Here is an 11,217-nt window from a genome sequence, read left to right on the forward strand (position 1 = left end):
AGCGCGAAGCCAGCACGTTGTTAAGTCATAGTTAACCACATTTTTTTACATTTCGTTAATTGATAGGAATTCGTGGCTTTTGTGCACCAAAATACCTCATTTCTCCTAGCTGAAGTAAGTCTAGGGCTTGGCAGAAACACAAATTGGACGTACCAATTTAATACTTTACAGCCTATTGCCCGCTCTTTTCCTGCACGCTGATTCCAATCACGTTCAGCCCCCACAGTCTAAACCAAGGTTCACCATGTCGCTTGTTTCGCCAAGTCCGCCGCTTTCTGAATTGACGTCTCGCCAATGGCAGTGGATTGGCGCGGGGTTTATGATGACCTTCGCCTCAATGGGCGGACAAACGCTATTCATCGCCCAGTTCAACAGCGACATTCGGGCCTTTTTTGACCTGACAGATGGCCAGTTTGCGGGTTTGTACACGCTTGCGACGATCTTTAGTGCAATATTGATCGCCGCTGTTGGGCAGGTAACTGACAAGCTGGGGCCACGATTTTTGGCCATTGTGTGCACGATCGGTTTGGCGCTGATGGCGCTGGCCATGTCGATGGTCAACCATTGGATTGTTTTGTGCCTGATCTTGTTTGGCTTGCGGTTTTTCGGCCAAGGGATGCTGCCCCATATCGCCCAAACCGCAATGGCAAGATGGTTCAATCGTTTTCGTGGCCGCGCGCTTGCTTTTTCACAAATGGGCTATACGGCGGGGGAAGCGCTTTTGCCTTTCATCATCACCCTTGCTATTGCCAGCATGAGTTGGCGCGACATTTGGGCAATTGGTGCTGGGTTTTTAATGTTGGTGATGCTGCCGCTGATTGTGTTTTTGTTGCGTGATCCACCCGATGGAAAACGCGCAAAGGCGCGGGGTGACATAAACCCAGATGCCGATCAAAATGACATGCTGTCGGGCACCGAATGGCGGCGGCGTAAGGTTTTGCGCGACCCTTTGTTTTATGCGCTGGCTTTTGGGGCAATGACCCTGCCCGCACTCGCCACCATCTATTTTTTCCATCAGGCGCATCTGGTCGGCATTAAGGGTTGGTCGGTGGCCACTTATACCGCCTGGTTCCCCATTATGTCGGTCACTGGTGTTTCGGTTTCCATTCTTACGGGCTTTTTGGTGGATCGTTTTGGCGCATTTCGGCTGTTGCCTTTTATGTATATCCCCATCGGCATTGCCTGTTTGATTATGGCGAACCTGAGTGAAGTCTGGTCAATTCCCTTGTTCTTGATGGTCTTGGCAATGGGCGGGGGCATGGCGCCGTCTGTTTTTGGTGCGTTATGGGCAGAAATGTATGGCACTGCCCATATTGGAGCGGTTCGTTCATTGGCCATCGCCGTGATGGTATTTGCTTCTGCTGCGGGTCCGGGCATTGCGGGTGGGCTAATTGATTTGGGTATTAATCTGGTTAGCCAAAGCTGGTTCAATGCGGTTTATTGCTTGGCCATCACGTGCCTCTATTTGTTGCTCCAGCCCAGAATGCGTGCTCGCAAAGAACAATTGACGGCGCGATAGGACAAGACATGAATGAAAACTATCAACTTATAAATTAAAGTATTACTTTCATAAAATATATTTTTGATTGATATTGAACTCACACGATGTTGTGCCATATAAGGCGTTCAACATTCGTGGAGAGAAACATGAAATCAATAATTGGCGCAGGCCTTATTTTGGCTGCGATGATGCAGCCAGCCCTTGCACAAACCAAATTGGAAACCTTTAAAGCCGAAGCACAAGCGGCCTTTGAAGACCAAAACATCGCTGGCGCCGCGCTGGCATTGGTTGGCCCTGAGGGCGCTATTGGGCAAATGTGCTTTGGATTGGCCGACAAAGACAAAGGTGACCGCATTAATGGGGAAACCGCGTTCACTTTGGGCTCAACGTCCAAGATGTTTATTGGCGTTGCTTTGGCGCAAGCGGTCGAAAAGGGGCAAATCAGATTAGATCAACCGATCGCTCATTTTCTTGATTTTGAAATCGGTTCAAAAAATGCTCACCGGATAACATTTAAGGATTTGGCGCGACATCGCAGTGGCATTATTGATCGACCCGATCATTATTTTTCAACAGCAACTTATCACCAAGGCGCTGACCACCCAACTTCGTTGGGCCAATATCTAAAAGACTATTTGGCACAAGACGGCAAGCACTTTGATCAGCGTGCAAATTTTGCGGCATATGGGGAATACAACTATTCCAACATTGGCTCAGCCCTTGCCGCTTACGCGTTGGAAAAAGCAACGGGCACGCCATTTGACGCACAAGTCCGATCCCAAATTCTTACGCCATTGGGTATGGATCATACCTTTTGGCACCTCAGTGACTATCCAGCTGGGGGGCTCGCTCGGCCCTATTATGATGTGCCTTTGGACGGTTTTGCGCCCAACGCATTCTACAGCCTAGCCTCATGGCCAGATGGAGGATTGCGCTCATCGATTACCGATCTTTCCAAATTCATGGCCATGTTGATGAAGGAGGGCGAGTTGAATGGGGACCGCATTATCACCAAAGAAGGATTTCAGCCGCTTTACGCGGACTTGTTGGCGGGTGACCAAAAAGGCTATGGACTATTCTTCGAAAAATTCCGCCTCAAAGGCCCCTTACCTGAACGTACAACATTTTGGGGACACACAGGTGGGGACCCCGGTGCGGTGAGTTTTGCAGTTTTCAACAAGGACATGCAGCGGGGCGTGATCTTGTTGATGAACGCAGAACCGGATGACGAGGCGATAAATCAGTTCTTCGCTTTTACCTTCAACCTATTTTCGCTTGAGCAAGACTTAAGGTCGATCCCCTCCACGTGTGAGTAGTAATTGCACCCATTGATCGGCCAAGCTAGGTTTTACACTGGAGGTGTTGCATGGCTTGGTCGATCAAAATTCTCTCACATGAAAACTTAGGTTTGCTCGAGCATGTGGCTGAAGATGTATTCGACTATGAAATTTGCAGCGAATATGCTGCCGCCTACCTAAAACAGCCCAACCACCAATTGATTGTTGCTCTGAGTGACGATCAGGTGGTCGGCCAAATCCGCGCTATGGTGCATTTTCAGCCTGATGAGGCGCCGACGCTTTATATCGATAATTTAGGCGTTGCCATTAATTACCAGCGCCTTGGCATAGCAACGGCTTTGTTCGAGCAGATTGTGCAATGGGGAAAGTCACTAGGGTGCACAACCTATTGGGTGGCAACCGAATGCGACAATGATGAAGGCAATCATTTTTACAAAGCGCTCGGGTTAGCGCCAGAAAAAATGTAATACTATGAGGGGAAGACCTGAGCCAACTGCTATTTTTTGAAGAGCTTGCGCAGGCCAAATATGGCCAGAAAAACGATGCCACCAGCCGCAAAAATGAAGGTTAGGGGCAAGAACAAACCTTCTTGTAGCACACCATTTTCATCGATACCGCCATAAAAGGTGCTTTCTGCAAAGATACATATTGCGGCAAGACCAAAGAGTATGAAGCTGGTGAGTAAAAGCGGATGTCGCATTGGGTTTCCAATTGGGGTGAGGCGTAGAGTTGAATTACTCGATAGCGGGCCAATTAGACAAAACGACGTCGTTATTTAGGCAAGTTTGAGGCAACTATGAAACAGCCTTGGCAATTTCGCGCATGTGCCGCATGTCTGTGCCACAACAACCGCCGAAAATGTGCATATGCGGATAGGTGTTTTTGATCAGCCCGAGATATGTGCCAAGTTCTTGAGGATCTCCCTCATCCAATTCAGTCGCATTGTCCAATTCAGCATGCGAACAGCGTGATGCATTGACCACCACGCCGGCCAACCGCTCAATCCAAGGCTCATCATTTAGGTTGGGCAAAAAATGCTCAGGGTGTGCACAATTTATCAGGAAATACTCAGCGTATTGATCCGTCGCTGCATCTACTGCATCCAGGGCTTCACCCAAAGGCATGCCGGTGGGCAATAGGCCGTCGGTTTCCACTGTGAATGAAATCGCGACAGGCAATTTGCTATGCTCTGCGGCACGAACGATGCCGATGGCTTCTTCTGGATAGGAAATGGTGAAGGCGCTCACAATGTCCGGCTTTGCTTTGGCCAAATGCGCCATTTGTACGCTGTGATAAAGCTGCGCTTCTTCATCGTCCATATGGTGGTCTGGCTTATATCCGTCCCCACGCGGCCCGACCTGTGCGCTCAACACAATTGGCACGTCGCCCACATTATCGCTCAACTCGCGGATGAATTGAATGGCATCAATATTGATCTGCTCAAGCTGGTTCGGCCCATAGCCAAGTTTTGCTGCCCGATCCCGATTGGCGACCCAGGTGGCGCTTTCAAACATCACTCCGCAGCCCATTTCTCGCGCCAATGTCACCAGCGCCACATAGGATTTTTTAAGCAGTGAGCGACCCTCTTCTGTTTCAAGCAACGGAAAAGTGGCAAAGCCGGGCAGCTCGATCCCTTGATTGAAAATCAGATCGGTTTCAATGCCTGTGTAGCAAAGGAAGGGTCGGTTGAGTTTTTCAGGGATGGACCTCAATGCGCATCATTCCAATTGTCAGCCGAACGGGCATCGACTTGCAAAGGAACCGACATGGAAATGGCGGGCATTGGGGCGTTGATCATCACTTGCGAAATGACCGGGATCGCCGCGTCTGCTTCACCTTCGGGCACTTCAAAGATCAATTCATCATGCACTTGCAGCAGCATTTCGGCGGGCACTTTTTTGGCGTCCAGCACCCCTTCCATGTGGATCATGGCGCGACGGATAATATCCGCTGCTGTGCCTTGGATGGGGGCGTTGATGGCGGCGCGTTCATAAAAGGCGCGGTGGCCGGCGTTCTTGGTGTTGATCTCTGGAAAAAAAGCTTTGCGGCCAAAAACGGTTTCAACATAGCCCTTGTCGTGCACGAACTTTTTGACATCTTCCATATAGTCTTTGATGCCGGGAAACCGTTCGAAATAGGTTTTGATATAGTCGCCAGCTTCGGTGCGCGAAATGCCCAATTGGTTGGCTAAACCGAAAGCTGAAATGCCATAAATGATACCGAAGTTAATGGCTTTTGCACGACGGCGCACCGAAGAATCCATCCCCTCAATTGGCACACCAAACATTTCCGATGCGGTCATGGCGTGAATATCTAGCCCGTCAGCAAAGGCTTTTTTAAGTGCTGGAATATCCGCAATATGCGCCAAAACCCGCAGTTCGATTTGGCTGTAGTCTGCAGAGATGAGTTTTTTGCCCGGCTCTGCCACAAAGGCTGTGCGGATTTTGCGTCCGTCTTCGGTGCGCACCGGAATATTTTGCAAGTTCGGATCTGACGAAGACAAGCGCCCCGTCGCAACAGCCGCTTGCGCGTATGAGGTATGTACCCGCCCCGTGCTTGGATTGACGAATGTGGGTAGCGCATCGGTGTAAGTGGATTTGAGTTTTGAAAGACCGCGCCATTCCAAAATGCTTTTGGCGAGCTCGTTGCCTTCTGCAGCCATATCTTCAAGCACACCAGCGCCGGTTTGCCATGCGCCAGTTTTGGTTTTTTTGCCACCAGGCAGACCCATTTTATCAAACAGGATTTCACCCAATTGTTTGGGCGATCCCACATTGAACCGTTCGCCAGCAAGTTCGTGGATTTGTGCTTCCAACCCTGCCGCCCGCTGCGCAAAATCGCCCGAGAGGCGCGCAAGAATTTGCCGATCCACATGGATACCGCGGGCTTCCATACGCGCAAGAACAGGGACCAGAGGACGCTCTGTCGTTTCATAAAGCGTAACCGCTTTTTGCGCCACCAATCGGGCTTTCAATACTTTCCACAACCGCAGCGTAATGTCAGCATCTTCAGCCGCATATTTGGCTGCTTCTTCGATTGGAATTTGGTCGAATGTCTTTTGTTTTTTGCCTGTACCCACCAAATCGGTGAATTTGATCGGCTTATGGTCAAGCCATTTTTCGCTTAGGGCATCCATGCCATTATTGCGCGCGCCATCGGCGGAATAAGACATGAGCATTGTATCATCGATCGGGGTCATATTGATGCCATAGCGCATCAAAAGGCCCATATCGTATTTCATGTTTTGCCCGATTTTTAAGATCGATTGATCTTCAAAAACTGGCTTGAGCTTTTCGATTACCGCTTTGGTTGGCAACTGATCTGGCGCCATGCCGCCACCCAATAAATCATCTTCACCTGACTTGTGGATGAGCGGGATATAACAACCATTGCCCACTTCTGTGGAAAGGCAAATGCCCACCAAATCGGCTTGCTGATTGTCCAGACCCGTGGTTTCCGTATCCACGGCGACATGGCCCTTGTCGATGATCCGTTCAACCCATTTGTCCAACGCATCCATTGTGCGCACGATCTCATATTTATCGTGTTCAACGGGCAGGCCCAAAAGCTCATGCGCCACCTTGTCGGCCAGAGCAAGTGGCGTGTTATCCCCTTCGACTGATAAGGGTGCAGCGATCGTTTGGGTTGTTGGATCTGGTGCGAGCGACGCATCAGCGTCAATCGCATCTGCGTCCGCATCAATGGCGGCGGCGACCCGTTTGGTGATCGTTGAAAATTCCATCGCTTTTAAAAACGGAATGATAAGGCTGGCATCAAGTGGCTGGCGGGCGAACTCTTCCATTTCAACTTCAACAGGCACGTCAGTTTTCAGCGTTACCAAGTCGCGTGAAACCCTTGCTTGATCAGCAAACTCGATCAAGTTTTCGCGGCGCTTGTTTTGTTTAATTTCGCTTGCACGTTCTAGCAAATTGTCTAGGTCACCATATTCGCCGATCAGTTGAGCGGCGGTTTTGATGCCGATGCCGGGCACGCCGGGCACATTGTCTACGCTGTCGCCGGCAAGCGATTGTACATCGATCACCTTATCTGGGCCTACGCCAAACTTCTCAAAGACTTCCTCAGCGCCAATCCACTTGTTTTTCATGGTGTCAAGCATCGAAATCTTGTCTGAAACCAATTGCATCAAATCTTTGTCTGACGAGACAATGGTCACATTCATGCCCTTGGCTTCAGCCTGGCGCGCATAAGTGGCAATCAAATCGTCCGCTTCAAAGCCTTCTTGTTCCACCGAGGAAATCGAAAATGCGCGAGTGGCATGTCTGGTTAGGGGAAATTGGGGGACCAAATCTTCAGGTGCAGGCGGGCGATGGGCTTTATACTCTGGGTAAAAATCATTGCGGAATGTTTTACCAGAATGATCAAATATCACCGCCATATGGGTTGGAGACTCCAATTCCTCCGCTTCAAAATCCAGCGTCAACTTATAGAGCATGTTGCAAAAACCGGACACGGCACCGACTGGCAACCCATCCGACTTACGCGTAAGCGGTGGCAAACCGTGATATGCGCGAAAAATATAGGTCGAGCCATCCACCAGCAACAAATGCATGTTTTTCCCCTTGGAACACACGTGAATCAAAAACGAATTGAATGTTCAATCTAATCGGATCAACAAGTTGGGTCTATGGGTGATTATTATTGTATCGCTTCGCCAGCGTTTGCGAAATTTGCGGCGACCTGCACAATAGTTAAAACGGGCAAAGTACCATCAATGGTTATAACGTCAGTTTCCAATGCTGTGGGTGCTTGCAAGGTTTGCAACTGGCTCTCCAACAGACTGACTGGCATAAAATGCCCGGGCCTGTTCGATATCCGATGTTCTAGAATGTCGCGACCAACTTGCAAAAAGACGAACTGACAATTCTCAACATGCTTGCGAATAGCGTCGCGATAGGCTTGTTTTAGTGCAGAACAAGCAACAACAACACTACCGGCTTGGGCATTTGTCTCCGCGCAAACAATGTCCAACCAACTTTTACGCATTTCATCAGTTAGTGGCACACCGTTGGCCATCGATGCTTTGTTCTGACTCGAATGAAAATCGTCTGCATCAAGAAAACGTGCGCCCAACGCCGTTGCAAGGGCGTCAGAAATGGTGGATTTTCCCGTCCCACTCACGCCAATTACAAATATTACTTTCTTAAAGCTGTCCATTTCTCGCCCCCAAATAGATTAATAGCCTACTCGGCATTGCTTCTGACCCGAGCCTATTGCTGACACCGCCATCGATTGAAAGTGAAGCTAGTCTAACAGGCATGCCGGTGCGAGTTGTTCGAACAACAATTCGTTCCCAGGAGAGAAACATTTTTGCGCAAAAAGCCATTGTGATGCGCGAACTCTTCAGATAAGTTCGCGCCAGTTTCGCCAAGCACAACAATGTGCAACGCAGAAGCACCCGTAGCTCAGCTGGATAGAGCGCTGCCCTCCGAAGGCAGAGGTCATGAGTTCGAATCTCGTCGGGTGCACCAATAAATCCTTTGTTTACAGCTAGTTATAAACACTCTTCGTAGTTTTGCATGTGAGTTTTCGTAAATATACGTATTTACAAAAGGTTCACATTTAGCGTTCTCAATTTGTCAATTACTCACTATGTTAAGGGAATGGGTATTGATGATAGCACTGACGCAAACAAGCAATGGGACGTTTTGGGGAATGGAAGACTGATTCTTCAACTTCGTCCCGATGTTAAGAAGAAGATTTATCAAGTTAGAATTAGGGTGCCAAATGCATCAGGTTACAAGCATTTGTCTACCAAAACTGAAGACAAGGGCGAGGCGGAGAGATTTGCAAGGGCGAAATACGAAGAGCTCTACATGCATATTCTGGCAGGAGGATCAATTAAATCTAGATCGTTCTTGCAAGTTTTTAACGAATGGGAAAAGCACACCCAAACTGCTGGACCGAACAGACAGGGCGGGAGTTGGAATGAAACTCTTGAGCGAGTTCGAAAATATGCGCTGCCCTACTTTGGAAACAAAAAAATACAGGCAATCACCAGCGCAGATTTTATCGAATTCTGGGACTGGCGCAAAGCTAATTACGCCAAAATAAAACCTTCGAATGCTACTTTGCGACGAGAGAACACTTGCATCCTTCCTTTATTCAAATTTGCTTTGAATAGAGGCTATGTGAAGGCAATCCCTCCAACTAATCCTCCAAAAGCAGCTCAAAAACGCCGCCCAACGTTCAATTTAGTTGAGTGGAAGAAAATTACTGCTGCGATGATGAAATGGGGGAAAGCACCAAAATCACCAAGAATAGTGAGATATCGGTTCGTAGCGCATCAGTTCTTTTTGTTGATGGCGAATTCTGGCTTAAGGGTTGGCGAGGCTAGGGATCTGAAATGGCAACACATCCGCTCAACTGGCGACGGTGTCGACAAACGAATTGTTGCAGAAGTTGCAGGAAAAACAGGATTTAGAGAAGTTGTATTTCAACCAGGGTCCGAAGTGTTTTTCCGCAGACTATATGATTTAGAGACTGAAGAAACCGATGCCGCTCCTAACATAGATAGGTACATATTTAGTCACAGCGACGGCAAACAAATTGAAAGTTTTAGAAAATCTTTCCAATCATTGTTGACGTTTGCTGATGTACCTATCGAAAAACAAGGGAACAACAGAACCATTTATTCACTGCGGCATTTTTATGCAACTCAACGGCTCACCAATGGACTAAATCCGTTTCTGCTCGCAAAGCAAATGGGCACATCTGTTGAGATGTTGGAAAAGCATTATGGACAAATTGTGAATTCGGAACTTGCAAGCCAAATCTCTAAGGGAAACCAAACAACTTCCTTAACTGCGACTTCGACCAAATATCCATTTGACTAGTGCATATTGCACCATCACCGACCAGAACCTTCAAAGGTACCTAGACCAAAACAACTTGATCTTTAAGATTATGGAACAAGCCTTTCAGTGCAATTTCATTCTGCTATGTTTCTACCGTAGCAAACTGGGCCCCATCACACAGTGGCGTATCATATCGGACAAATTCTAATATCCTCCTGAAAGAACTGACTACTTTCGTTGTGGGGTAGGAACTTCGTAATGTAATTTGTTACTCTATTCATTTCAGTTTTCGTAGCAGTTTCGATCTTTTCGAAATTGAATTTATAAACGTTGTTATGCCCGTTCTTTGAAAACTCGATAACCGGCTTTTTACATAGATCTTCTAAGGTCAACTGCTGACTTTCTGGGATAGCCCATATGGCATGAATGTGCGGATTGCGATACTCTCTTGAGATCCAACCATATTTGGATCCTTCAACATCAATGCAGGCGATGGCTAGTGATAGACCACTTCTGTGTGAAGCTCTGTGATAATTTCGACCAAGAGTCTTGTGAGAGAACTTATTGTAAAGCAACTGAAAGTGGCGAAAAAGACCACTTGAGTGCTCACCATCTTCAACAAAAGGTGTTTTTCTGAAGGAACATTCAATTGTGACAAGGCATAAAACCTTCTTATTAGAAGTGTCTTCTTCAAGGTGTTTCGTTAGGATATCTTGAATCCATTTTGAATAATTATTTATTGATCTCATAATTTAATCTTTTGCATTACTAAAAATTCCTCACAAATATCATGAGAAATTTTTTATTTTCAAACACACCAAATACATACCGAGGTTATCCGTCAAATATAGAATTTAATATACTATATCTATACAAAATTTACTTACTTCTACGAAATTATTTGAAATAAAATCTCCGAAATACAGTATTGGTGCGAACATAACTTCGTTTAAATTGTTCCACTTGAATTTGGTGATGACTGAGCACTCGCCCTGAGAATTCTGTAGATACTGGAAACTGATATTCGCAGCTTTTTAGAGATTTCCCCAACCTTCATTCCTTGATGGGAAAGCAGCCTGACTTCCTCTGACTTCACTCTGGCAGTCGGCGCTCTTCCTTTATACTTACCTTGTTGTTTGGCAATCTGAATTCCTTCCCGCTGACGCTCTAACATCATTTCCCTTTCAAACTGAGCCACACCACCGAGCAATGTGAGAATGAGAGTTCCAGTTGGAGTTGATGTATCAATACCAAGATCCAATACCCGAAAAGAAACACCTTTTCGCTGAAGATTTTCAATGGTCGCCCAAAGATGGCTAATAGAACGAGCCAAACGATCGAGCTTAGTAACAACGATCATGTCGCCATCCCGACAAAACTCGAGCATCTCATTTAACTTTACTCGATCGCCAATCGAAGAAACTTGTTCTGAGAACACTTTTTCGCAGCCGTTTGTTGTCAACAATCGTTGCTGAGTTTCAAGACTTGATTTTTGCTCCAAAGTGGATGTTCTAGAATATCCAATTATCATTACGACCTCACAACTCTAAGACTTAGTGACAATGTCGCAATCGGAATCCAAAACGAACCCTGTGACGCAGTT

10 protein-coding genes and 1 tRNA gene are annotated in these 11,217 nt (G+C 47.2%); 5 read left to right on the top strand and 6 right to left on the bottom strand.

Features of this window, described 5'->3' with window-relative positions; all coding sequences use genetic code 11:
- Positions 1-244: 244 nt before the first annotated feature.
- The 3 genes from O4H47_RS06615 (at position 245) to O4H47_RS06625 (ending at position 3,266) form a co-directional block, all read left to right on the top strand.
- On the top strand, positions 245-1,519 hold the full coding sequence (locus tag O4H47_RS06615; RefSeq protein ID WP_269393168.1) for an MFS transporter: 1,275 nt from the start codon (positions 245-247) through the stop codon (positions 1,517-1,519).
- A 128-nt stretch (positions 1,520-1,647) separates the two neighbouring features.
- A complete protein-coding gene (locus tag O4H47_RS06620; protein ID WP_269393169.1) occupies positions 1,648-2,817 on the top strand; it encodes a serine hydrolase domain-containing protein in 1,170 nt (389 codons plus the stop codon).
- 50 nt (positions 2,818-2,867) lie between these two features.
- Positions 2,868-3,266 (top strand): GNAT family N-acetyltransferase, encoded by a 399-nt coding sequence (locus O4H47_RS06625; protein WP_269393170.1) that lies wholly within the window; start codon positions 2,868-2,870, stop codon positions 3,264-3,266.
- Positions 3,267-3,295: 29 nt separating this feature from the next.
- On the opposite strand, the gene O4H47_RS06630 is transcribed toward O4H47_RS06625, so the two are convergent.
- From O4H47_RS06630 to O4H47_RS06645, 4 genes are all read right to left on the bottom strand, one after another.
- Positions 3,296-3,499: a DUF3955 domain-containing protein gene (locus O4H47_RS06630; RefSeq protein ID WP_269393171.1), complete on the bottom strand. Its 204-nt coding sequence runs from the start codon at positions 3,497-3,499 to the stop codon at positions 3,296-3,298.
- Between the two features lie 94 nt (positions 3,500-3,593).
- Positions 3,594-4,511 carry a homocysteine S-methyltransferase family protein gene (locus O4H47_RS06635; protein WP_269393172.1) on the bottom strand — a complete coding sequence of 306 codons (918 nt, stop codon included), beginning with the start codon at positions 4,509-4,511 and terminating at the stop codon, positions 3,594-3,596.
- Positions 4,508-7,369 carry a DNA polymerase I gene (gene polA, locus O4H47_RS06640; RefSeq protein WP_269393173.1) on the bottom strand — a complete coding sequence of 954 codons (2,862 nt, stop codon included), beginning with the start codon at positions 7,367-7,369 and terminating at the stop codon, positions 4,508-4,510. Before polA ends, O4H47_RS06635 begins: the two co-directional genes overlap by 4 nt.
- An 86-nt stretch (positions 7,370-7,455) precedes the next feature.
- Positions 7,456-7,974 carry a gluconokinase gene (locus O4H47_RS06645; protein WP_269393174.1) on the bottom strand — a complete coding sequence of 173 codons (519 nt, stop codon included), beginning with the start codon at positions 7,972-7,974 and terminating at the stop codon, positions 7,456-7,458.
- A gap of 237 nt (positions 7,975-8,211) precedes the next feature.
- Between O4H47_RS06645 and O4H47_RS06650 the strand changes: the two genes are divergently transcribed.
- Together O4H47_RS06650 and O4H47_RS06655 are read left to right on the top strand one after the other, a co-directional pair.
- Positions 8,212-8,288, top strand: a tRNA-Arg gene (locus tag O4H47_RS06650).
- A gap of 132 nt (positions 8,289-8,420) precedes the next feature.
- A complete protein-coding gene (locus O4H47_RS06655; protein WP_269393175.1) occupies positions 8,421-9,653 on the top strand; it encodes a tyrosine-type recombinase/integrase in 1,233 nt (410 codons plus the stop codon).
- A gap of 149 nt (positions 9,654-9,802) precedes the next feature.
- Here O4H47_RS06655 and O4H47_RS06660 read toward each other — a convergent pair whose 3' ends face one another.
- Positions 9,803-10,363 (bottom strand): hypothetical protein, encoded by a 561-nt coding sequence (locus O4H47_RS06660; protein ID WP_269393176.1) that lies wholly within the window; start codon positions 10,361-10,363, stop codon positions 9,803-9,805.
- Between the two features lie 200 nt (positions 10,364-10,563).
- Positions 10,564-11,145 carry a recombinase family protein gene (locus O4H47_RS06665; protein WP_269393177.1) on the bottom strand — a complete coding sequence of 194 codons (582 nt, stop codon included), beginning with the start codon at positions 11,143-11,145 and terminating at the stop codon, positions 10,564-10,566.
- Positions 11,146-11,217: the final 72 nt, after the last annotated feature.

Origin of the sequence: Maritalea porphyrae (genome assembly GCF_027213965.1) — a bacterium.
Taxonomy (GTDB): domain Bacteria; phylum Pseudomonadota; class Alphaproteobacteria; order Rhizobiales; family Devosiaceae; genus Maritalea; species Maritalea porphyrae_A.

Excerpts from the sequence above, each read along its gene's own strand:
- O4H47_RS06660 (WP_269393176.1), bottom strand. The coding sequence starts at position 10,363 with ATGAGATCAATAAATAATTATTCAAAATGGATTCAAGATATCCTAACG.
- O4H47_RS06620 (WP_269393169.1), top strand. The coding sequence starts at position 1,648 with ATGAAATCAATAATTGGCGCAGGCCTTATTTTGGCTGCGATGATGCAG.
- O4H47_RS06630 (WP_269393171.1), bottom strand. The coding sequence starts at position 3,499 with ATGCGACATCCGCTTTTACTCACCAGCTTCATACTCTTTGGTCTTGCC.
- O4H47_RS06625 (WP_269393170.1), top strand. The coding sequence starts at position 2,868 with ATGGCTTGGTCGATCAAAATTCTCTCACATGAAAACTTAGGTTTGCTC.
- O4H47_RS06655 (WP_269393175.1), top strand. The coding sequence starts at position 8,421 with ATGGGTATTGATGATAGCACTGACGCAAACAAGCAATGGGACGTTTTG.
- O4H47_RS06615 (WP_269393168.1), top strand. The coding sequence starts at position 245 with ATGTCGCTTGTTTCGCCAAGTCCGCCGCTTTCTGAATTGACGTCTCGC.
- O4H47_RS06665 (WP_269393177.1), bottom strand. The coding sequence starts at position 11,145 with ATGATAATTGGATATTCTAGAACATCCACTTTGGAGCAAAAATCAAGT.
- polA (WP_269393173.1), bottom strand. The coding sequence starts at position 7,369 with ATGCATTTGTTGCTGGTGGATGGCTCGACCTATATTTTTCGCGCATAT.
- O4H47_RS06645 (WP_269393174.1), bottom strand. The coding sequence starts at position 7,974 with ATGGACAGCTTTAAGAAAGTAATATTTGTAATTGGCGTGAGTGGGACG.